This window comes from Pectobacterium parvum, from assembly GCF_020971565.1.
Taxonomy (GTDB): Bacteria; Pseudomonadota; Gammaproteobacteria; order Enterobacterales; family Enterobacteriaceae; genus Pectobacterium; species Pectobacterium polare.
Genome location: NZ_CP087392.1, coordinates 216,258 through 239,660, shown reverse-complemented (window position 1 = coordinate 239,660; position 23,403 = coordinate 216,258). Strand labels below are relative to the sequence as shown.

General features: G+C 51.2%; 16 protein-coding genes, 1 tRNA gene and 3 pseudogenes. 10 read left to right on the top strand and 10 right to left on the bottom strand.

What is annotated here, in order from left to right; all coding sequences use genetic code 11:
- Nucleotides 1-221 precede the first annotated feature (221 nt).
- The 3 genes from prlC (at nt 222) to LOZ86_RS01015 (ending at nt 5,070) form a co-directional block, all read left to right on the top strand.
- Nucleotides 222-2,264 (top strand): oligopeptidase A, encoded by a 2,043-nt coding sequence (gene prlC, locus LOZ86_RS01025; RefSeq protein WP_230242774.1) that lies wholly within the window; start codon nt 222-224, stop codon nt 2,262-2,264.
- Nucleotides 2,261-3,007 carry a 16S rRNA (guanine(1516)-N(2))-methyltransferase RsmJ gene (gene rsmJ / locus LOZ86_RS01020; protein ID WP_165707378.1) on the top strand — a complete coding sequence of 249 codons (747 nt, stop codon included), beginning with the start codon at nt 2,261-2,263 and terminating at the stop codon, nt 3,005-3,007. The genes prlC and rsmJ overlap by 4 nt, the downstream gene beginning before the upstream one ends.
- 167 nt (nt 3,008-3,174) lie before the next feature.
- Nucleotides 3,175-5,070 carry a bifunctional metallophosphatase/5'-nucleotidase gene (locus LOZ86_RS01015; protein ID WP_039483328.1) on the top strand — a complete coding sequence of 632 codons (1,896 nt, stop codon included), beginning with the start codon at nt 3,175-3,177 and terminating at the stop codon, nt 5,068-5,070.
- Between the two features lie 205 nt (nt 5,071-5,275).
- Here LOZ86_RS01015 and LOZ86_RS01010 read toward each other — a convergent pair whose 3' ends face one another.
- Nucleotides 5,276-5,917, bottom strand: a complete 642-nt coding sequence (locus LOZ86_RS01010) for an NAD(P)/FAD-dependent oxidoreductase (RefSeq protein WP_230242773.1) — start codon at nt 5,915-5,917, stop codon at nt 5,276-5,278.
- 46 nt (nt 5,918-5,963) lie between these two features.
- Here LOZ86_RS01010 and LOZ86_RS01005 point away from each other — a divergent pair.
- From LOZ86_RS01005 to LOZ86_RS00995, 4 genes and pseudogenes are all read left to right on the top strand, one after another.
- Nucleotides 5,964-6,101, top strand: a pseudogene (locus LOZ86_RS01005) (M3 family metallopeptidase); the annotation flags it as partial.
- A 90-nt stretch (nt 6,102-6,191) separates the two neighbouring features.
- Entirely contained in the window at nt 6,192-6,290 is a 99-nt protein-coding gene (locus tag LOZ86_RS21445) for a hypothetical protein (RefSeq protein WP_425353168.1), read from the top strand.
- Nucleotides 6,271-6,453 (top strand): annotated as a pseudogene (locus LOZ86_RS21440) (class I SAM-dependent methyltransferase); the annotation flags it as partial. The gene LOZ86_RS21445 and the pseudogene LOZ86_RS21440, both read left to right, overlap by 20 nt.
- Nucleotides 6,434-6,673: pseudogene (locus tag LOZ86_RS00995) on the top strand (hypothetical protein); the annotation flags it as partial. The pseudogenes LOZ86_RS21440 and LOZ86_RS00995, both read left to right, overlap by 20 nt.
- A gap of 25 nt (nt 6,674-6,698) precedes the next feature.
- On the opposite strand, the gene LOZ86_RS00990 reads toward LOZ86_RS00995, so the two are convergent.
- The 4 genes from LOZ86_RS00990 to uspA form a co-directional block, all read right to left on the bottom strand.
- Nucleotides 6,699-8,129 (bottom strand): hypothetical protein, encoded by a 1,431-nt coding sequence (locus LOZ86_RS00990; protein ID WP_230242772.1) that lies wholly within the window; start codon nt 8,127-8,129, stop codon nt 6,699-6,701.
- A gap of 794 nt (nt 8,130-8,923) precedes the next feature.
- Nucleotides 8,924-10,237, bottom strand: a complete 1,314-nt coding sequence (locus LOZ86_RS00980; RefSeq protein WP_039487485.1) for an NAD(P)/FAD-dependent oxidoreductase — start codon at nt 10,235-10,237, stop codon at nt 8,924-8,926.
- A gap of 174 nt (nt 10,238-10,411) precedes the next feature.
- A complete protein-coding gene (gdhA, locus tag LOZ86_RS00975; protein WP_180742130.1) occupies nt 10,412-11,755 on the bottom strand; it encodes an NADP-specific glutamate dehydrogenase in 1,344 nt (447 codons plus the stop codon).
- A 291-nt stretch (nt 11,756-12,046) separates the two neighbouring features.
- Nucleotides 12,047-12,484 carry a universal stress protein UspA gene (gene uspA / locus LOZ86_RS00970; protein ID WP_230242771.1) on the bottom strand — a complete coding sequence of 146 codons (438 nt, stop codon included), beginning with the start codon at nt 12,482-12,484 and terminating at the stop codon, nt 12,047-12,049.
- Between the two features lie 682 nt (nt 12,485-13,166).
- On the opposite strand from uspA, the gene uspB reads away from it, so the two are divergent.
- A complete protein-coding gene (uspB, locus tag LOZ86_RS00965; protein ID WP_010281678.1) occupies nt 13,167-13,502 on the top strand; it encodes a universal stress protein UspB in 336 nt (111 codons plus the stop codon).
- Nucleotides 13,503-13,688: 186 nt separating this feature from the next.
- On the opposite strand, the gene pitA is transcribed toward uspB, so the two are convergent.
- Nucleotides 13,689-15,194 (bottom strand): inorganic phosphate transporter PitA, encoded by a 1,506-nt coding sequence (gene pitA / locus LOZ86_RS00960; protein ID WP_039487480.1) that lies wholly within the window; start codon nt 15,192-15,194, stop codon nt 13,689-13,691.
- A 278-nt stretch (nt 15,195-15,472) separates the two neighbouring features.
- On the opposite strand from pitA, the gene LOZ86_RS00955 reads away from it, so the two are divergent.
- On the top strand, nt 15,473-16,672 hold the full coding sequence (locus LOZ86_RS00955) for a BaiN/RdsA family NAD(P)/FAD-dependent oxidoreductase (RefSeq protein ID WP_039487478.1): 1,200 nt from the start codon (nt 15,473-15,475) through the stop codon (nt 16,670-16,672).
- A 92-nt stretch (nt 16,673-16,764) separates the two neighbouring features.
- Entirely contained in the window at nt 16,765-18,369 is a 1,605-nt protein-coding gene (locus tag LOZ86_RS00950; RefSeq protein WP_039487476.1) for an EAL domain-containing protein, read from the top strand.
- Between the two features lie 43 nt (nt 18,370-18,412).
- Here LOZ86_RS00950 and LOZ86_RS00945 read toward each other — a convergent pair whose 3' ends face one another.
- From LOZ86_RS00945 to ligB, 4 genes are all read right to left on the bottom strand, one after another.
- Entirely contained in the window at nt 18,413-18,943 is a 531-nt protein-coding gene (locus LOZ86_RS00945) for an Ail/Lom family outer membrane beta-barrel protein (protein ID WP_039487475.1), read from the bottom strand.
- A 450-nt stretch (nt 18,944-19,393) separates the two neighbouring features.
- A tRNA-Pro gene (locus tag LOZ86_RS00940) sits at nt 19,394-19,470 on the bottom strand.
- A gap of 131 nt (nt 19,471-19,601) precedes the next feature.
- The gene (gene eptB, locus LOZ86_RS00935; RefSeq protein ID WP_165708168.1) at nt 19,602-21,281 is read right to left on the bottom strand and encodes a kdo(2)-lipid A phosphoethanolamine 7''-transferase; all 1,680 of its coding nucleotides are present in this window, start codon (nt 21,279-21,281) and stop codon (nt 19,602-19,604) included.
- Nucleotides 21,282-21,537: 256 nt separating this feature from the next.
- The gene (gene ligB, locus LOZ86_RS00930; RefSeq protein WP_111778832.1) at nt 21,538-23,229 is read right to left on the bottom strand and encodes an NAD-dependent DNA ligase LigB; all 1,692 of its coding nucleotides are present in this window, start codon (nt 23,227-23,229) and stop codon (nt 21,538-21,540) included.
- Between the last annotated feature and the right edge of the window lie 174 nt (nt 23,230-23,403).

Genomic DNA, 23,403 nt, shown 5'->3' with positions numbered 1-23,403 from the left:
AACGCGGTATTCGCGACCGTGTTCAGGTGACAAACGGGGCTTCCCCATCACCGTAAAACGCACCTTCGGTCACGAACAGCATCCCCTCCGCCATTGATTTTCACGGCGCTTGACCTCATCTTAGTGATTAATCCGCAATAGATATCCGCCTTGCCAGTTTCTCTCTGCAACGGATTTCACTTACCGGCAACGAGATCACCCACAATTATCAGGACGGCACCATGACGAATCCATTACTGACCTCATTTACCCTGCCCCCGTTCTCCAGTATCAAAACGGAAGATATTGTTCCTGCGGTGAAGTCCGCACTGGATGAATGCCGCGAGACAGTAGAACGCGTGGTGGCGCAAGCGGGGCCGTTTACATGGGATAATCTGTGCCAACCGCTGGCAGACAGCGACGATCGTCTTGGCCGCATCTTCTCACCCAACAGCCACCTGAACGCGGTGAAAAACAGCCCAGAGCTGCGTGCAGTTTATGAAGAATGTCTGCCGCTGCTGTCTGAACACAGCACCTGGGTCGGCCAACATGCCGGACTCTATCAGGCTTACCGCAGCCTGCACGACGGCGAACACTACACCGCACTGAACGTGGCACAGAAGAAATCCGTTGATAACGCGCTGCGCGATTTTGAGCTGTCCGGTATCGGCCTGTCGCCAGAAAAACAGAAACGCTACGGTGAAATCTCCGCTCGTCTGTCCGAACTCGGTTCGCAATACAGCAACAACGTGCTGGATGCCACTATGGGCTGGAGCAAGCTGATTACCGACGTCGCCGAGCTGGATGGCATGCCGGAAAGCGCGCTGGCAGCAGCCAAAGCGCAGGCCGAAGCCAAAGAACAAGACGGCTGGCTGCTGACGCTGGATATCCCAAGCTACCTGCCAGTAATGACCTACTGCACCAACCAGGCGCTGCGTGAAGAGATGTACCGTGCCTACGGCACCCGCGCCTCCGATCAGGGGCCGAACGCGGGCAAATGGGACAACAGCGAGGTGATGGCAGAAGAGCTGGCACTGCGTCACGAACTGGCACAGCTGCTGGGCTTCGACAGCTATGCGCATAAGTCGCTGGCGACCAAAATGGCGGAAAACCCGCAGCAGGTGCTCGATTTCCTGACCGATCTGGCTAAACGAGCCCGTCCACAGGCTGAAGAAGAACTCGCGCAGCTGCGTGCCTTCGCCAAAGAACACTACGGCGTGGATGAATTGCAGGCCTGGGATATCACCTACTACAGCGAACAGCAGAAGCAACATCGGTATTCCATCAGCGATGAGCAGCTTCGTCCGTACTTCCCGGAAGAACGCGCGGTGAACGGCCTGTTCGAAGTGGTTAAACGCATCTACGGCATCACCGCCAAAGAGCGTAAAGACGTTGATGTCTGGCACGCAGACGTTCGCTTCTTCGATCTGTTCGATGAAAGCGGTGAACTGCGCGGCAGCTTCTACCTCGATTTGTACGCCCGTGAACACAAGCGCGGCGGAGCCTGGATGGACGACTGCGCGGGTAAACTGCGTAAAGGCAACGGCGAACTGCAAAAACCGGTCGCTTATCTGGTCTGTAACTTCAACCGTCCGATCAACGGCAAACCAGCCCTGTTCACTCACGACGAAGTCACCACGCTGTTCCACGAATTCGGTCACGGCCTGCACCACATGTTGACCCAGATCGATACCGCCGGTGTCGCGGGCATCAACGGCGTACCGTGGGATGCAGTCGAACTGCCGAGTCAGTTCATGGAAAACTGGTGCTGGGAACCGGAAGCGCTGGCCTTTATCTCCGGCCACCACGAAACCGGTGAACCGCTGCCACAGGAACTGCTGGATAAAATGCTGGCGGCGAAGAACTATCAGGCTGCGCTGTTCATTCTGCGTCAGCTGGAATTCGGCCTGTTCGATTTCCGCCTGCATGCCGAGTTTGATCCTGCGAAAGGCGCACAGATTCTGCCGACGCTGGCTGAAATCAAAGCGCAGGTGGCCGTGGTGCCAAGCCCAAGCTGGGGCCGCTTCCCGCACGCGTTCAGCCACATCTTCGCAGGCGGTTATGCCGCAGGCTACTACAGCTACCTGTGGGCCGACGTGCTGGCGGCGGATGCTTACTCCCGCTTCGAGCAAGAAGGCATCTTCAACCGTGAAACCGGTCAGTCATTCCTGGATAACATCCTGACCCGCGGCGGTTCCGAAGAGCCGATGGAGCTGTTCAAACGCTTCCGTGGCCGTGAACCGCAGTTGGATGCCATGCTCGCGCATTACGGCATCAAAGGATGAGCATCTGCTTAATCGCAGAAGAAGGCGCCGATAGTGGCGCCTTATCTTCTCTGGCCGCACGCTGGGGGCTGGTTTCCGATCCCGATGCGGTCATGGCGCTGGTGCTGACAGCTGAACGTCTGGAACTGCGCAAGCAGGACGAACCGAAGCTTGGCGCTATCTTCGTCGATTTCGTTGGTGGGGCGATGGCGCATCGTCGTCGCTTTGGCGGCGGACGCGGCGAGGCGGTTGCCAAAGCCGTAGGGATCAAAAAAGATTACCTGCCGGATGTCGTGGATGCGACGGCTGGACTAGGGCGCGATGCTTTTGTGCTGGCCGCATTAGGCTGCCACGTACGCATGGTGGAGCGCAATCCGGTGGTTGCGGCGCTACTGGACGACGGGTTACAGCGTGGCTATCAGGACGCAGAAATTGGCCCGTGGCTACGGGAGCGGCTAACGCTGCTGCACGCATCGAGTATGACTGCGCTGCGCGATATCACGCCGCCGCCGGATGTGGTTTATCTCGATCCAATGTTTCCGCACAAACAAAAGAGCGCGCTGGTGAAGAAAGAGATGCGGGTGTTTCAGTCGCTGGTGGGTGCAGATGACGACGCTGATGCGCTGCTGGAACCCGCCCGCACGCTGGCGAAAAAACGCGTCGTGGTGAAGCGACCAGACTATGCGCCGCCACTGGCTGGCGTACCGGTACAGTCTATGCTGGAAACCAAAAGCCACCGCTTCGATTTCTATCTCCCCGCCTGACCCCTCGCCGCTGTGCTGCTAAGCGCATCGGCGGCTAAAAACTTACCCTGCTTCGCATTTTCTATGCTGTTTTTGCAAAGGCGATGTTGTTTGAAAAAATATGGCACAAATGGGAAGCAAATCGCATAATTCCGCGCTATCACCATTTATGACACTAAGATGACATAATGAAAAAAACGCTTCTGTCACTTCTGCTTTGTTTGAGTACTTCTGCTATGGCCGCTCAAGAACCCGTCAATATTACGATTCTGGGGACATCCGATCTGCATGGCACCTTTGTTCCCTGGGATTACGCCACCGACACCGCCAATATGGCTGGCAGCCTGAGCCAAATCGCCACGCAGGTGCATAAGGTTCGCGCACAGCAGCCGAATGTGATTCTGGTTGATGCGGGCGATACCATTCAGGGCAACTTTGTCGAAACCTTCAAAAATGACAACACCAGCCCGATGATCCTCGGTTTTAACGCCCTGAATTATGATGTCTGGGTACTGGGCAACCACGAGTTCGATTTCGGCCTGAACGTGCTTTCCACCTCGCTTGACCAATTCAAAGGCACCGCACTGGCGGGCAACATTTTTTGGGAAAGCGGTAAACCTTACTTACCCGCCTATAAAATAATCGAACGGCAGGGCGTGAAAATTGGCATCATCGGTATGGATACGCCGATGACCGCAGAATTCGCCAAAGGCACTGACCGCGTGAAAGGGCTGAACTTTACCGATCCTGTCGGGGCGGTAAAAACCGTTATCCAGCAACTCCACGGCAAAGTGGATGCCATCGTGCTGGTCGCCCATATGGGAATCGATAACGAGAACCAGCGACCGGGCACTGGCGTCGGTGATATCGCTCGCGCAAATCCTGAATTAGCCGCCATCGTCGCAGGCCATATGCACGTAAAAGTGGACAAAGAGATCATTAATGGCGTGATCGTCACCGAACCGGACAGATATGGCCGTGCACTGTCGCGCATCGATTTGCAGTTTGAGCAGCAGAACGGCAAGTACGTGGTGATCAACAAAGACAGCTATACCTATTCGATCAAGGACGTGGATTCTGACCGCAAGATGGAAGACATCTACGAGCCTTATCACAATACCCTGCGCGCCAACGCTAACCGTCCGATTGCGCAGCTTCTCGGGCACGATCTGGTGCCGCAAGATGCCGTGAAAGGCATTCCTCAGGTACACGTGCAGGACACGGGCATCAGCGCCCTATTCCAGGAAGCCAGCCGCCATTACGCCCCGAAAGCGCAGGTCATCGCGCTGCAAATTGATAACGATCGGCCCAAGCTGAACGTCGGCACCATCGCCGCGAAGGACATTGCCTTTAACTATCAATACGCTGGCGGCGAGATCACGGTTTATCAGCTCACCGGAAAAGAACTGAAGAAATACATGGAATGGTCAGCGGGTTACTTCAACCAGCTACAGGACGGCGATGTGACTTACAGCTTCAATCCGCAGCGCCGCGCGTCCAAGTATTCCACTAACGATTTCTTCGACGGCGTGACGTACACCATCGACCTGACGAAACCCGCCGGGCAGCGCATCACCGACCTGAAAATGAATAACGGCATGCCCGTTACCGACGACATGCCGATTCGTCTGGGTATGAACAGCTATCGCATGGGCCACCTGACGCAGAAAGGCGGCGTGCTGGAAGGCATGCAGTTCCCAGTGCTGTCGGATACCAAAGCAAAATATGGCGAAGAGGCTGGCACGATTCGTAACCTGACAATCCGTTATCTGACCGAGGTGAAAAAAGGCCAATACGAGGGTACGGTGCCGCAGCGCTGGAAGATGGCGGGATTGCAGGGCTATGAGCGCGAACGCCACATCGTCGAAGCGCTGCTCAACAGCGGAAAGATCAGCGTACCGACCTCAGACGATGGCCGCTACAGCAACGTGCAATCCATCAACGTGAAAGCATTGCTGCTGCCGGATGCCGCGCAGAAGGAGAAACGCGTGGCGGAGCTGACGCAACAGCGCGACAACGCCACCAACGCGTTGACCAAACAGCGGCTGAACGATCAGCTGACGATTATCGCGGCCATTAACTAACCGACGCCTCAACGGGAATCCAAGACTGCTGACAACGTGCGTCGAGCGGTGATAATGGATAGATCACAGCCTGTCATTGGCAAGCTGTATTATCTCTCGCTGCGGGCTTTCCAGCGTTCGCTCGTCAGGTAGCCGTTCACGCCCACATCCAGGAAAGGACGTGGTGGCAGGTAGTTCGCCTGTCCGAGCGATTGCATATCGCCAATCAGCGCGAGCTATTGACCAGCTCCGGGGCAAATTTCACATGCTCCCGAATAAGGAAGCGATGGTCGCGCGTATAGCGTAGCGTCGCACTGGCCAGCGCATTGACCGACGTCAGCCCCCAGTCCGGCATGTCACCCATGCGTGCTATCTGCTCTGCATTCAGCGGTTCTGTCAGCGTCGCGAAGGTCGCCACGGCAAACACCCAGCCATTGAACAGCGGCAAGCCGCGAGCCGCACCGTTAATCGCCATCATCAGCTTATCTGCCTGAATCTCGCCGTACGGCGTTTCCACACGAATGCGCGATCCGGTTTCGATATTCAGCGCGGGTGAATGGGCGTAAACCGTCACGTTCTTCGGCAGATTCGCCACCAGCCCAACCACCAGCGCCGCTGGGTTTAGCAGAATGCAATTGGGAGTGTACACGGCGCGATGATAGAAAGCTGTGCCAAGGCGGCGAGCCAGCTCGTCTTTTTCCACCACCTGATAGGGTTCGCCAAGATCGTTCAATTCGCGGACATAGGTATCGATCAGGCCGTTAAACGTTGAACTGACGGCGCAGTGATATTTCCCCGCCACGCTCCAGTCGCACGCAATCGCATGGCGATCCACCTTCTCTTTCAGATACGTGACGCCGGACTGCAACAGGCGACTATACGCCGCGCTTTTTCCAGCTCGGCCGTCGAGCTACCGTGAAACTGGTCAGTCATTCCTGGATAACATCCTGACCCGCGGTGGTTCCGAAGAGCCGATGGAGCTGTTCAAACGCTTCCGTGGCCGTGAACCGCAGTTGGATGCCATGCTCGCGCATTATGGCATCAAAGGATGAGCATCTGCTTAATCGCAGAAGAAGGCGCCGATAGTGGCGCCTTCTTCTCTGGCCGCACGCAGGGAGCTGGTTTCCGATCCCGATGCGGTCATGGCACTGGTGCTGACTGCGGAACGTCTGGAACTGCGCAAGCAGGACGAACCGAAGCTTGGCGCTATCTTCGTCGATTTCGCTGGTGGGTGCGGATGACGATGCCGATGCGCTGCTGGAACTCGCCCGCGCGCTGGCGAAAAAACGCGTCGTGGTGAAGCGACCTGGCTATGCGCCGCCGCTGGCTGGCGTACCGGCACAGTCTATGCTGGAAACCAAAAGCCATCGCTTCGACTTCTATCTTCCCGCCTGGCATCAGTAAAGCGAGCGACACGAAGGATGCCATCGAATCACTGAATAGCGTGTTCCGACGGACGATAAAGAGACACACAGTGTCCCTGACAGGCGACTCAGTACGGAAAGATATTTATCTGGCAATCCAGTCAACATCGAGAAAACAGAGTATGCCGCGCCATAACTGGCAGCAGGTGATGAGTCGTTTTATTATCAAGTTCAGTGACCGCCTGAGCGGCCACCTTTAACGGGATGGCAATTACACAGAATTATTTACAGAGTCCGGTAATTACCAACTGGGGACGGTGGTAAAGGAATACCATTCGCATCCATTTTAAGGATAACCGACGATTTGTTCGCCTTCTCTGCCTCGGCAGCTTTTTGTTTCTCTTTCTCCACAGCTTCTGCTTTAAGCGCCAATGCCACTCTGGCCTCTTCTTTGGCCTCAGACGCTGCTCGGTCAGACGCTGCACGTGCATATGTCTCCCTATGTTCGGCAAGCTCCTTCTCCCACGGTTTCTGCGCCTGACTGGTTGTTTTTTCATCTATTATGTTTTCTGTGCCCGCTCGCTTTGCCAGTTTAGCCGAGAGCTCTGCGAATAGATCATCCTGAAGGCCTTTAACTTGTGCCCCCTTATTTCCGAGCTTATTGGCGTTTATATTATCCGAGGTGCCGGTTCGGTTGGATAATACCAAGGGATAACTCAAGGACCGTGACAATGGCGGCGGCGGCGGTAAAGGAATACCCTTCGCATCCATTTTGAGGGGAACCAGCAATTTGTTCACTCTCTCTGTCTCAGCAGCTTTAGCAGCTTCCTGTTTCGCTTTTTTTGCTTTGATCGCAGATGCCACTCTGGTCTCTTCTTTGGCATCAGCCGCTTCCCTGCCAGACTTTCCACGTGCATATGCCGCCCTCTCTTCAGCAAGCTCCTTCTGCCACGGTTTCAGCTCCTGGGGAGGCGTATTTTTATCCATTATGTTTTCTGCGCCCGCTCGCTTTGCCAGTTTGGCAGAGAGCTCGTCTATTAGACTATCCTGAGAACCTTTAACTTGTCCCCCCTTATTTCCGAGCTTATTGGCGTTTATATTATTCGAGGCGGTTGTTTTGTTATCCATTATGTTTTCTTTATCCGCTCGCTTTGCCAGTTTTGCCGAGATCCCGTCTAATAGACCACCCTGAGAACCTTTAACTTGTCCCCCCTTATTGGCGTTTATATTATTCGAGGCGGTGATCCGGCCGGATAATAACGAGGGTGCACTCTTGGACCGTGGCGGTGGCGGTGGCGGTGGCGGTGGCGGTGGCGGTAAAGGAATACTCTTCGCATCCATTTTGAGGATAACCGGCGATTTGTTCGCTTTCTCTACCCCAGCAGTTTTCTGTTTCGCTTTATCCACAGACTCTGCGTTGGTCGCAGATTTCATTCTGGCCTCAGACGCTGCACGCCCATATGCCGCCCTCTCTGATTTTCCCCCCTGACTAGTTAGTAATTTACTAAACACTCCTCTAACGTATTCTACAAACTTAACCAAGTAACAACTCGATTTTGATCGAGCACCTTGTTGAGAAAAACCAGTAGAACTATTTTTAACTTTCTCCGTATTTCCCACTAATTTGTTGATACACTTACCCTTATTTGAATCAGGTATTACCTGATTCAAGGGTTGTACAGAAACACCTCTTGCTGAAGTATTTATAGTCGCCATTATTACTCATTCCTAATTATAATCATTAAATTTATAGGTATATATCAACTATAATTGTTATTTCTCCAATTTCTTTTAATTATTTTTCCCTAGTATCCAGTTGATATTACAAAAAACAATAACCCCTACCAATTACCAAAATCTTTATCTTAAACATTCATTATTAACATTTAAAATAATGTGGAATTGAAGCATATTTACATCGGAATGTATTTAATAAAACGCTTTAATCGAGGACATTCTGATTGCTAAATAGCAATGAACAATAACAGGTGGCTGTATGAATATACAGCCGTCATTTTCAGGTTATCAAGATTAACGGCTAAGCCCCATCAGGCGGTCGTTTGTAGATATCTTTGACTCCTTGTGCCACAAGCATTCGCCAAAGTGGAGCAGTATTTAGTGTTGCTTCTCAAATGCATCCGTAGACTCACACCCACTTATATACTCATCCGCATGGTGCGAAAAAGCCTGAAGTACGCGTAGTAGAGATCTCCAACGGGTTAAGCTGTGTGGTTCGCTGATGGTGCTGGACAATTTTTACGGAGTTTGGAGTGAAAAATACCTGTCAATCAGAAAAATCTGGCGAGCGTACTGAGAAATCTTCGGCTACCCACCTGACATCCATAAAGCGCCCTATACGACAAACTCCATCAAATCGCTGAATTGTGCTCAAGCAGGCGATAAATAAACGTAAAGGGTTCCCAGCAGATGACCCTGTGTAAAAGGTGATTCATCTGGCAACACTCGTGTGATCGTAAAGACGCTGCACAGCCTGCCATTGGCAGGCTGTGTCATCTCTCGCTGCGGGCTTTCCAGCGTTCGCTCGTCAGGTAGCCGTTCACGCCGACATCCAGAAAAGGACGCGGTGGCAGGTAGTTCGCCTGTCCGAGCGATTGCATATCGCCAATCAGCGGGTTGTCCTCACCCAGCGCCAAATCCGCCAGAATATGTCCGGCAGCGGTTTGCTTCGACAGCCCCGCCCCGTTACAGCCTGCGGACGCGTACACATTGTCGCTTAGCTGCCCCCAAATTGGCGCGCCGTTGCGTGTTACGCTAATCAAACCTGACCAGGTATGCGCCATCTTCACATCGCTCAACTGCGGGAACATCCGGGCAAAAATAGCGGCGTGGCGACGCGCGTGGCGTCCGGTTTCTACCGAGCTATTGACCAGCTCCGGGGCAAATTTCACATGCTCCCGAATTAGGAAACGATGGTCGCGCGTATAGCGCAGCGTCGCACTGGCCAGCGCATTGACCGGCGTCAGCCCCCAGTCCGGCATATCACCCATGCGTGCTATCTGCTCTGCGTTCAGCGGTTCTGTCAGCGTCGCGAAGGTCGCCACGGCAAATACCCGGCCATTGAACAACGGCAGGCCGCGCGCCGCGCCGTTAATCGCCATCATCAGCTTATCTGCCTGAATCTCGCCGTACGGCGTTTCCACGCGAATACGCGATCCTGTCTCGATATTCAGCGCAGGTGAATGGGCGTAAACCGTCACGTTCTTAGGTAAGTTCGCCACCAGCCCGACCACCAGCGCCGCCGGGTTTAGCAGAATGCAATTAGGGGTATACACGGCGCGATGATAGAAAGACGTGCCGAGGCGGCGAGCCAGTTCATCTTTTTCCACCACCTGATAGGATTCACCCAGATCGTTCAATTCACGGACATAGGTATCGATCAGGCCGTTAAACGTTGAACTGACGGCGCAGTGATATTTCCCCGCCACACTCCAGTCGCACGCAATCGCATGGCGATCCACCTTCTCTTTCAGATGCGCCACACCGGACTGCAACAGACGACGATAAGCCGCCGCTTTTTCCAGCTCGGCCGTCGAGCTACCGATGTTATGCGGCAAATCGATAACGAAACCGGAGTTACGACCGGAGGCATTGTCGCCAATCTCGCCCGCATCCAGCAGGATAATGTGTTTATCCGGGCGCTGTTCAGCCAGACGCTGTGCAAAGGCAATCCCCGCATAGCCCGCGCCGATCACCAGCCAGTCCGCCGTTGTTTTTCCACGCTGCTGCGGGTAATTCGGTTTATCGATAAGATCTGCCGACCAGCCATTACGATTCTGATCGAAAGGAAGATGTTTGATTTTCACAATGGTGTAAGCCTTGAAGAGAACGGGTTGTACCAGAAGACTGACGATACGCAATGCTGATTAAGATAAAGAAAGGCAGGAAGCGGTGTCCAGCAAGAAATGTCGCTAAAATTTAGATAAATAAGTGAGAAATCAAAGCGCCTGCGAATACAGGCGCTTTAAGTAAAGCAGGTGTTACACGACGCCCTGCGCCAGCATCGCGTCGGCCACTTTTACAAAGCCCGCTACGTTGGCACCGCGCACATAGTTAGTCTGGCTGTCTTCACCGCCGTACTGCACACAGGCATTGTGAATATCCAGCATGATGTGGTGCAGACGCGCATCCACCTTCTCTGCTTTCCAGCCCAAACGTGCCGCGTTCTGCGCCATTTCCAGACCAGATGTCGCCACGCCGCCCGCATTAGCCGCTTTGCCCGGCGCAAACAACACGCCAGCATCCAGGAACGCGTCGGTCGCAGGGATCGTGGTTGGCATGTTGGCACCTTCTGCCACTGCTTTCACACCGTTAGCAATCAGCGTCTGCGCCGCTGGCAGATCCAGCTCATTCTGCGTCGCACACGGTAGCGCGATGTCTACTGGTACTTCCCACGGCGTTTTGCCTGCAAGGTAGGTCAGCTTCGCTTCACGCGCATAATCTTCCACGCGGCCATAGCGTTTGTTTTTAATCTCTTCCAGCAGCGCCAGTTTCTCTGGGGTAAACCCGTTCTCATCCACTACCGTGCCGTTGGAATCCGATGCCGTAACCACACGCGCACCCAGCTCCATCGCTTTTTCAATCGCGTACTGCGCCACATTACCGGAACCGGATACCGCAACACGCATGCCTTCAAAGCCCAAACCGTGGCGTTTCAGCATCGCTTCCGTGAAGTAGATCAGGCCGTAGCCCGTCGCTTCAGGACGGATCAGACTACCGCCGAACGACAACCCTTTACCGGTGAAGACGCACGCGGTGTTGTTGGTCAGCTTCTTCATCATGCCGGTCATGAAGCCGACTTCGCGGCCACCCACGCCGATGTCGCCCGCCGGAACGTCTGTATCCGCGCCCAGATGACGATACAGTTCCGTCATCAGCGCCTGACAGAAGCGCATGATTTCACCCTGGCTTTTCCCTTTCGGGTTAAAGTCCGAGCCGCCTTTACCGCCGCCCATTGGTAACGTTGTCAGCGCATTCTTGAACGTCTGCTCGAATCCAAGGAATTTCAGAATCGACAGGTTAACGGACGGATGGAAACGCATGCCGCCTTTGTATGGCCCAATCGCGGAGCTGAACTGGACACGCCAGGCGCGGTTCACCTGTACCTGACCTTTGTCGTCCGTCCATGCAACGCGGAACTGAATCACGCGTTCCGGTTCTACCAATCGTTCCAGCAGGCTGTAATCCGCATAGTGAGGGTTCTGTTCCAAAAAAGGCCACAGAGTGGAAAGGACTTCATTGACGGCCTGTAGAAACTCAGGCTGATGCGGATCGCGTTGTTGAACAGAATCAAGAAAACTTGCCAGAGATACGATTTGTGCCATGAACAGCTCCTGATTGAACGAATAAGTTCCCGTCTGCTTCTTTATTTTTAGACACGCAGAAGCTTGTGGGATCGGTGAAAATGATGTTGTGTCCTCTGGACTATAACACTGGCGGTGGATATTTAAGCAAGCGTTTTCTTTTAAGATAAACGTTATAATCCAATGGGATAGGAAGGGTTTTTTGGCTGTTTGAGAAGAGAAATTTGCTATAAGTTTTTGTTATATAACAAAAGGCACAGCTAAGAAGCCGTGCCTTTCGTCACTGAAAAAAAATGCAAAAAAAGCTAATTTTTATTCGTCTTCCTCATCGCGCAGCGGCACGATGAGCATGTCGACATGTACGGTATTAATCAGCTGGCGAGCAGAAGACATCAGTTTGCTCCAGAAGTCCTGATGGTGGCCGCACAGCACCAGATCGGCGTCGTATTTCTTGATCGCATCAACCAGCACCTGCCCTAAATCGCCGCTACCGCTCAACGTTTCGCTAATGGGATAGCCCGCGTTTTTAGACAGCTCAGTCAACGCGTTCTGGGTTTCTTCGGAGATACGCTGTTGCATGTCACCCAGATTGACGTCAATCAGCCCTGTGTAAAGATCAGAGTAGTTCACATCGACGTGGATTAACGACACTTTCGCATTGTACGGTCTTGCCATTGAAACGGCTTTTTCCACTAACACTTTGCTTTCTGGAGAAAGATCAACAGCAATAAGGATGTGTTTGTAAGCCATAATAAGACTCCTTCCGTAAAGACTAATTAAGGGTTAGCAGATATTTCTCCTGCCGCTCTAATACTTAACAGAGAGTTATATACCCTAAATAATTCGAGTTGCGTGAAGGCGGCAACTGCGCGAATCCCCAAGAGCTTACTCAGGTAAGTGACTGGGGTGAGTAAGGGCAGCCAACGCACAAGCAGCTTGAAGTATGACGGGTATAAGGTAGCACTCGTCCGCGCTATCGGTATGTTCAGTCGATCACAACCTGTTTTCAAACCTGTTAATTCTATTGATAAGTGTAGTAGAAACTGCTCCTTTTCACAGTTAAATCGCGCAGCTTCTCCTTTCGGAAAGGGCATTATCTCGTCGAAAATCGTCCTTCATGCCGATTGCGCCAGCCTCTCTGGCACAAACGAACATTCTTCTTCTACACTAGAAGTAGGGAGCGGTGAGCCTGTCCACTGCACCCTGGGATGGAAAACGAGAATGGGGCTAGCCGTGATGCCGTTGGCTATCCAAAATGACAATAAAATCGTGCGCAAGCGCGTGGCATAACTATTCGTAGAAAAATGTCGCAGAAAAACGTTATAGATAAGCGTCGCGGATAAATAAAGAGTAACGCTTATCATCGGTGACAGGTGGGCAATCGGAAGATATGACCATCGAATCTGACGAATAGAACGACCGGGAGGGAAGCATGATTAGTACATTTGCGCTTTTCTGGGCTTTATGTATCGTCTGCATCATTAATATGGCGAGGTACTACTCTTCATTACGCGTGTTACTGCTGATTTTGCGTGACTGTGACCCGCTGCTTTACCAATACGTTGACGGGGGTGGCTTCTTTACATCGCACGGCCAGCCAAGTAAACAAATCCGGCTGGTACGCTATATCTACGCGCAACGCTATCTTGATCATCACGACCCTGAATTTATTCGCCGTTGCGAGCGAGTGCGGGGACAGTTTCTACTTACGACCGCCCTGTGTGGCCTTATCGTCATCAGTCTGTTTGCGATGACAATATGGTATTAAACGCGGGTACTGACACAATTCTCTGGTATTAACATAACTATTGTTATTAACACCCTCATTGGTATGACAACCATGAACGTCGATAAAAAGTAAAAAGGCGATTCCCCACAGAATCGCCTTTTTTATAACGCAAGCGACGTTGAACAACGTTCCCTACGTTTTTTTATGCGTGATGAATTAACGCCGTTAGATCAGCTTCAACGCCAGCCAGTACAACGTACCGGACATCAGCATTGAGACAGGCAGCGTCAGCACCCAGGCAAGCAGAATACTTCTGATCGTTTTGCCCTGTACGCCACCACCGTCCGCAATCATCGTCCCAGCAACCGCCGAGGACAATACGTGTGTGGTGGAAACCGGCATACCGGTGTAGCTGGCAACGCCAATCGATAAGGCCGCCGTCACCTGCGCCGAAACGCCCTGTGCGTAGGTCATGCCTTTCTTACCAATCTTCTCACCGATGGTCACAGCCACGCGTTTCCAGCCCACCATTGTGCCCAGAGACAGCGCCAATGCGACAGCGACGATAATCCAAAGAGGCGCATACTCAACCGTCTGCAGCATGTCTTTACGCAGGTTGCTCAGGTAGCGCTTATCTTCGCCCGACGTTTCTGGCAGCTTGATCACCCGATCCATCGTGTCAGAGATACACATCAGCAAACGACGTACTCTGCTACGATCGTCAGGGTTCAACTGGTCGTAACTTTTCAGGTTATTCAGCAGACCCTGTGTACGGTCAATCGCAATCATCACGCGTGAACTGTCACAGTGAAACTCTTTCTGACCGTTGCCGGGAATCGTGCTTTCTGGCGTAGGAATCACTGGCGGAGACAGATCGATAACGTGCGTCAGCGCGTCGCCATGCTGCTTGTAGTATTCCTGTAAATTGACAACGGCATCACGGGTACGACTGATGTCATAGCCAGATGCGTTCATGTTGACAATAAACCCAGCAGGCGCGACACCAATCAGCACCAGCATAATCAAGCCGATACCTTTCTGACCGTCGTTTGCACCGTGAGAGAAGCTCACCCCAATCGCCGATAAAATCAGCGCGGTACGCGTCCAGAACGGCGGCTTACGTTTGCCGTCCTGCTTTTCGCGATCGACAGGCGTCAGATGCACGCGTTTGCGTTTTTTACTGTCGTTCCAGAACCGACGCAGCACCAGCACCAGCAGGCCTGCAACCACCATCCCCACAATCGGCGAGAGCAACAGCGACAGGAAAATACTGATCATTTTCGGCACGTTCAACGCATCCACGACAGAGGTATCCGTCAGCAGTGCGTTAGTCAAACCAATACCGATAATGGAGCCGATCAGCGTGTGAGAACTGGAGGCAGGAATACCGAAATACCAGGTACCCAGATTCCAGATAATGGCAGCCAGCAGCATGGAAAAGACCATCGCCAGACCGTGCGCCGAACTCACGTTCAGCAATAAATCAGTGGGGAGAAGGTGAACAATTGCATAGGCCACGCTCAGGCCGCCCAGCAATACACCGAAGAAATTAAAGACACCCGCCATAACAACGGCAAACTCGGCACGCATGGCTCGGGTATAAATAACAGTAGCAACGGCATTCGCAGTATCGTGAAAACCGTTGATGGCTTCATACATCAGTACAAACAACAAAGCCAATATCAACATCAGGCCAGTGTAGTAATCCAAACCGGCAAATAAATGTAGCATAAACGTTAGGCCATTTAGTGGTCATGAACGTGGCGCATTATCGGCGACAAGCAGGGGTCGGGAAAAGCAAAATATGAATTTTTTTTGACTTAATATGTGATGGGGATCGATGGGGAAATCACTTAATCAATAAAAATCAAATAATTATATATTTTTACTAAAATATGCAAATTGTTACGCTGGTATCGAACAAAAACCAACACTACAATTTGCCGCCCTACGGCTTATCGGCCTGCGGCCATCCAAGAAGATCCACTCACTCATCGGAGAAATGCATTGTGGAACAGTTTGACGCTGTCATCATCGGTGCCGGTGCAGCAGGCATGTTTTGTGCAGCACAGGCAGGACAACGCGGACTGCGTGTTCTACTGCTCGATAACGGCAAGAAGGCAGGCCGGAAAATATTTATGTCCGGCGGCGGTCGCTGCAACTTTACCAATATGCATGCAGAGCCCGCGGCCTATCTGTCTCACAATCCTCACTTTTGTAAATCGGCACTGGCGCGTTATACCCAATGGGATTTCATCAGCCTGGTCAACAGCCACCGCATCGCTTATCACGAGAAAACGCTCGGTCAGCTATTCTGCGATGATTCCGCACAGCAAATCGTGGACATGCTGGTCACAGAGTGCGAGCGGGCGGACGTCACCCTCCGTCTGCGCAGTGAAGTGACCTCGGTGGAGAAATCAGACGATTTGTTCACCGTCCAGCTAAGCAACGGCACATCATTCCAAAGCGCATCGTTGGTCGTTGCCTGCGGCGGCCTGTCGATGCCCGGCCTGGGCGCGACGCCGTTTGGCTACCAGCTCGCCGCACAGTTCGATATCAACGTGCTCCCAACTCGTGCTGCACTGGTACCCTTTACGCTGCACAAACCGCTGCTCGAACAGCTGCAAACGCTCTCCGGCGTCTCGGTGCCGACTGTCGTCACAGCAGAAAACGGTGTGACGTTCCGTGAAAACATTCTGTTTACGCATCGCGGGCTGTCTGGCCCGGCTATTTTGCAGATCTCCAGCTACTGGCAAGCGGGTGAATTCGTCACCATCAATCTGCTGCCTGACCGCGATCTTACCCAGCTTATTAATGACGAGCGCACCGCTCACCCGAACCAAAGCCTGAAAAACACGCTGGCACAGTGGCTACCTAAACGACTGGTTGAATGCCTACAGGAGTTAGGACAACTGCCGGACGTCACGTTGAAACAGCTCAACAGCGCACAGCAAACGCAGATTGAACAGAGCCTGCAACAGTGGCGCGTGCAGCCAAACGGTACGGAAGGTTATCGCACGGCCGAAGTGACCATCGGCGGCATTGACACCCGCGCGCTGTCCTCCAAAACCATGGAAGCCAGCGCGGTGCCGGGGTTGTATTTCATCGGTGAAGTGGTCGATGTAACCGGCTGGCTCGGCGGCTATAACTTCCAATGGGCGTGGAGCTCTGCATGGGCATGTGCGCAGTCGCTGCCTTTCAGCAAATAACCACTATAATAATCTCTATTCAGCACTCTCCTTTGATTCACGGAGAAAAGGACGTCTCTACATAGGCCTCTGCTGCCAGACAGGAGATGTGGATGAGCACCAGACATAGCGAACATAAAATCAACATATTGCTGTTACTGGTTGCAGCCATGCTGCCACTGCTGCTGGGTTTATTGTTCACTTTTGTTGAGTCCAGATTAATGGTAAAGCGCGATTTGGAATCCACTGCGCAAATCGCAATGAATCATGCCGAAAATATTTCGACACAGGCATGGCAGATGGTAGATCGCCTCCAGCGCTTTCATGGTCAGCCCTGCGACGTCATCGGCGATGAACTACAGCGTCTTGGTTCGGTCTTTTCTTACTTCCGCGCTATCGGCGTTATCCATAATACTGACGTCTATTGCTCTTCAACGTTTGGCAGCACGCTGACACCACTCAGCCGCGTCATTCAACAGCCGCTACCGGAGACCTATTCTGAACGCTGGAGCCTGTCGATTGCCGGTTCAGACAACGTGAAAGAACGCCCAGCGCTGATCTTCGTCCAGATGCCTCCTACGGGATACGGCGCTTACGCCATGGTCGATGCGCAATATCTGATCGACCTCATGACTGCGATTAGCAAGATTCGCGGCTATCAACTTATCCTGCAAATGGATAACGGTCACCCGATTCAAACGGGCCCAACCATTACGCCGCACAGGAGCCTATTTTCTACCTCTGCGCTTGAAATTAAGTCGAGCCGCTTTCCGATTACCCTCAATGTTACCGCCCCCGCCACCCAAGAAATCACCAACTGGAAGCAGGCATTTTTCACGTTTCTGCCACTCGCCATTATTCTCTCTCTGCTTTTCACGACGGCGATGTGGTACTGGCAAAAACGTAAGTTATTCTTCCGCGAAGAAATCCGTAAGGGCATCGCTAACGGCGAATTTTCCGTCTATTACCAGCCTATCTATGACACGGAATCACGAGCCTGTACCGGAGTAGAAACGCTACTGCGCTGGCGACGCAGCGATGGGCATTGGATTAGACCCGATATATTTATCTCTGCCGCCGAAGCAGAAAGTATGATCATTCCCATCACTCGGCATTTATTTGATTTGGTGGCGTCAGATATCGCCAGTTGGCAGGTAAAACCGGGTTTCCATCTGGGGCTCAACGTTGCAGCAGAGCATTTGCATCACCCGAGCTTCGTATCAGACGTACACCGCTTCGCAGAGAAAGTCGCCGCTCATTCATTAAGCATTACGCTGGAACTGACAGAACGTAACCTCATCAGCAACGGTCCTGAAATCATACAGCGCCTGCATCAGCTGCGTGAAGATGGCTTTATGATTGCCATTGATGACTTCGGCACCGGGCATTGTTCACTTTCTTATCTGCAAAATTTTCCGCTGGATTGCCTGAAAATAGATCAGGGATTCGTCGGCGCGGTTTCATCACCGGATGAAGAAGCCCCTATTCTTGATGCCATTATTGCGTTGAGCCATCGCATCAAGCTTCAATCCGTAGCAGAAGGTGTGGAAACCGAACAACAGCTCATGTATTTACAACGGCGCGGCGTCAAATATATACAGGGATTCCTTTATGCCAAGCCAATGGACAATGAATCGTTGCTGGTCTGGCTTCACTATAATGGCAATAAATCGATTGAGAGCTTTATAAAAAAAAACAAAGAAGGGAAAAAGCAGTAATAACCGGCAGAAACTTGTCCACCGGTATTCAATAATCGGCAAATCAGAAACGGTAACCGACGCCAATATTAAAGCTATCTATACGCGTTTCATAAATCTTCGTGCCTTCATAGCCAATATCAATCGCCCAGTTTGCTACTGGTGTGATTTGAATGCCGGCACCGTAAGCAAAGCGCGTTTCCTTCTCACTACCAGAATCAGCAAAAGCACCGTAATCGTATTTCCAATCCACTTTGCCATGACCAATGCCCGCCAGGCCATAAACACTGACGACATCATTAAAACGGTAAGATGGCCCAGCCATCAAGGAGTAGTATTTGATTTTAGTCGTATCGTTGGAGTTGAAGTCACGATCATAATAATCTTCTTTTGCTCCCAGATAAGTGAAAGAGCCGATAATACCAAGTGCAGAATCGCCCTGATAATGATATTTGGCCGTAATCCCTTTTGGATCTTTAAAGTCATCGATTTTCGCCTGAGCATAACCCAAAGACACCGTTTGTGTCGCCTGAGCAGCAGACATTCCCATGGCACAAGCAATCAAAGTGGAGAGTAGCAGTGTTGTTTTTTTCATGATCGAAACATCTTCCATATTTGAATAAAAAGACGGTTTCAACAACGCGAATATATAAGTATCGCGAATGTTGCCCGCACATAAATTTACATTTAAATACAGAGAGGTAAAGTCAGTCTTATTTTTAAAAAACTGAGATTTATTTCAATAAAATCATTAAAAAACAAAAATATAGGCATTATTCTTGATAATTAGCGTGCGCTTTTTCACGATGTTTTTGGGAAGATTCTGAACTAAATACAGAGGGAATATGGAAATTTTCGACGCCAAAGAATATTGAAATAAACCCTAACTTTATAAAGGTTTCTTACAAGCGGCTATTTTTTAAACGAAAGTGCTTTTTAAGCGAGACTATTTTTTAAACAGATAGGGTGTTTTTAAACAGATAGTGTGAGCAGACGATAATTAAAACAGGAGAAAAGCTGAGAATGATTTACTGAAAGAGGGTGGTGGTCGGCGAGAGAGGATTCGAACCTCCGACCCACTGGTCCCAAACCAGTTGCGCTACCAAGCTGCGCTACTCGCCGAATGCGGGCGCATATTACTGCTACCTTATTAGAGCGTCAATACCTTTTTAGCAAAAGGATTTCAGCTGCCGTTAAAGTGTCCATCTCTTGTATTTACAGCCTGAAACCGACGTCCTTGTCCGTGATTCATGTCAATTCGCTGGTTTCTGGCACCAGTTATTTTTAGGGTTAATACCGCCGTCAGGCGATGTGTATCCCACACATCCAAGAATCGTATCAAACAGCTCTTCATGACGATGTGTTTTGCCAACGCGCTGCTGAGCCTTCAACTGCTCGAACGCATGCTGATTATCGGCGTCAGCCAGAAACTTATCCGATGTCCAAACCATCATCGGTGAACGGAACTGTTCAGGCGGTGCCATCTGACGCGGCGTGCCGTGCAGATGATAGTTATCATCGATGGATTCACCGTGATCGGAGGCATAGAACACAATCGCTTTCTTATCCCGCACCTGGTCGATCACGCTATCAATAAAGCTATCGGTATAGAGCACGCTATTATCGAAAGCATTAATCAGTTGCTCACGCGTACAGGAGGCATCAACGCCCATACATTCTGGCTGATAGCGTGCATAGCTGCGGGGATATCGCATGGAGTACAGGTAGTGAGAACCTTTGGTATGCAGCACAATCAAGTGCTTACCTTTGGGGTAGCGTGCCAGCGATTCCTTAACTTCATCGACCAGCAACATATCCTGCACCGACTTACCGTCATTGTGTTTCTCTGACGCAATCATTTCACGGAAAGAATAGTTGTTTGCCTCGATGCTATTGTAAAACCATACCTCACTTTGCATAGCAAACAGCTCAGAGGTAAAGCCCAGCTCTTTCAGTACGGAAAAAATATTCCGTTCTTTCAGCGTTCGCTGCGGGTTGTCTTCCGTACCGCCTTCTCGCACAAACATACAGCGCATGGAAAGCTTGGTTGAGGTATCACACGACTGACCACGGAATGCGACCAGGTTTTTTTCTTTTGATAGCTTTGGCGTCGTGTCTCGCTCGTAGCCTAACAGCCCCATATGATCCCAGCGGGTTGTTTCACCGATAATGAAAACCACGTAGGTATCGTCAATGCCTTTCGGCGGGACATAGGTAAAATGCAGAGCTGGATCGAAAAGATTGGAGGAGTCCTGGCTCTCGTCATACTTGGTGTACGCAAATAATCCTAATGCGGATAACCAGTTAGAAGGCAGATACGAGTGAGCCACTACACCGCCATAGCTGGGCAAATCCACATTGGATTCTCGCTCGGATATCGATTGAACGTTGTCCATATAGCGAAGCGGCATCCAAACCAGCGCAACAACAGCGGCAAGAACCACAAGAGGAACAAAACGCTTCCCTGGTGATTTAAGCTGTTCGATCAGCGTATGACGCAGAGAGTTCTTCCAGATCAAAAACAGCGGCAGCGCACTCACCACCAACATCCACAGAAGAAAACGGAAGCCAATAACTTCTTTAGAAAGATCAATATCCGTGGTCATGACCGCCGCAATAATGCCATAGCCAATCACAACATTAAAAAACGTCATGTAATAGCTGGCAGCAACGGAAATCAGCACCAAGAGAGAAGCAACTATCCGATAAAAATGACGTCCCCCAAGTGAAATAATCCTCATCAGGAAAAAGGTAAATAAAATACTCGCGGTCAATTCGACAAGAGCGGGAATAAACGTTGGAACCTGGCTACCAGCAGAGAGTGAGAAATAATCAAACCGGCGATAATACACTGAGATATTGAGAAAAAGACCAATATAGACTGCCAGGACAAACGATAATCTGGGTTGCGAAAAAGATGCTACAAACTTCATTATGACAAGTGCTCCAACAAACCTTTCTTATTATCTGAAGCTATACGACAACATCCCAATGCCTGAGTTCAACAGAAATAATCAGACTCTCAGACATTTTTATATCGTAAAACAGCAAATAGATTCACATCGTTTAATTCGTAAATTTTACTTATGATTAAGTAGGGGGAACAGAAAAAAATTGTCCTTTTCTGTGAATGAATCCACGAAAAAATAAAAGATGCGATCCCAATCAATTCTGAAAAATCATCACTGCTTATCTATGTATGCCTTCACGATCTAATCGGGTAATTAATTCCACCACGATAGGGTGCTTCAGGAACGCCATAATCTCTTCTGCACGTCGCTCTCCAATACCGGAGAACTGTCGCCACTGTTGTGCTGTCCACTGCTGTAACGCCAGCCAATCCATATCATCCAATGCGTTAATGGCGGAGCGAGGAACAGGAATACCCAGCGCAAGGAGCCAGCGGGATAACGGCATCTGCCGTGCCGATTGTAAGCTATCATAGATATCTCGCGCCCGCTTATCGCCCATGCCATTGACCGCATTAAGCTGTGCCTCCGTCAGAGATAGCCATGACAGCACATCCTCCAGTAAATCATGTTGTATCAGGCGCAGCCACATCCCTTCACGCACTCCCGCCAGATTTAATCCATGCTCTCCACTCAACCAGACTAAGCGCGCCAGAAATTGCTGCTGGCAAACCGCGCTATACCGAAAACAGCTAAAAGCATGGAAATCATGTTCACCGGGAAAAACGATGGCTGGCCGCTCAGTGCCACGCCATACCACATTATCCAGACGTGGAATTCCCTGCCCCGCCAGGCTGACGCTCACCCGATCGCCAGGCAACACGTCCCACTGTTTCCAACGAGACAGCGAGCCCACATTCACCCGGCTGACCGATTTATCATCCAATTTAAGAGGATTGAGTTTTAACACCACGGCGATCTTACCCGTCCGTCCGACAGAAAACGCCACATCAGCTACTTCCGCAACCTGATTAACAGGCGGATATTTCCATGCGATCGCCCAGTCGGCCGATATATTACGCCAATAGCGCCCCTGAGGCTCTTTAGTCTGGCGGATAACCACACCATCCGTCACAAAAGGCAGTGGGTTGTGGTACCAGTGATGGCGCCATTTCTCCGCGTCAGCGAATGACCCAATAGCATGGGTATAGTCCGCCGTCATCGCAAACCCCATTTCCTTCAATTTCTCCAGACGCTCGGGCATCGTCTTTGGTCCATCCGGCCATTCCCAGACAAACAGACCAATTTGCGACAACACAGAAGATGGCTGATGACGACGCATTTCACCGGCCACGACCGAACGGGCATTAACGCCGCCCTGAGTACGCTGTCGATGATCGGTCATCTTCAGGAATAGTTCCCCTTGTAATACCAATGAGGAAGGCGCATCGGTTAATAGATGACGAATTCCCGGAATCTGGCGCACTTTTTCCGTCCAGTCTTCACCTTGCAGGCCGTTACCTCGGCTAACCGCGGACATGAGCTTGCCGTGCTGATAGACGAGTGTGACGGCTACACCATCTACTTTTGGCTGAATCCATAAATCCTCACGCTGTGCGATCCATTGCACCAGTTGCCGACGCTCGGACAATTTTTTCAGTCCCGTATGAGCAACAGGATGAGGCTGCTTGCCATTATCGGGTAACCGTACGGGAATCGAGTTTTGGGGCTGAAAACAGCCTAACCACTGGTTTAACTGGTCCCGCAGCTGATCATAAACGTCATCTTCTATCGGGCTTTTCCCTTCGGTGTAATACACGTCATCCCACTGTTCTAACTGCTGACGCAATGCATCAATTTCTTTGCCAACCCGTGTGTTATCCCAATCAGGGCACACCGCGGCCACAGTTGGGAAACTGCTGATACCCCCAACGACGATGATGATCAAAAATGTGCGGATCCTGAGCCACATAAAACCTCCTGCCATCCATTAGCGAATGGCCGCAGTACAGAGCAACGGAGAGAAAAATACGAGGTGGAAAAAGGAGAAATGCCAAACGCGCCGCAAGATGCTTCATCGTTTGCAGCAGCAATAAAAAAGACGGGAACGCGCTTCGCAATCTAAAAAAGACACGTTGGCAAAAAG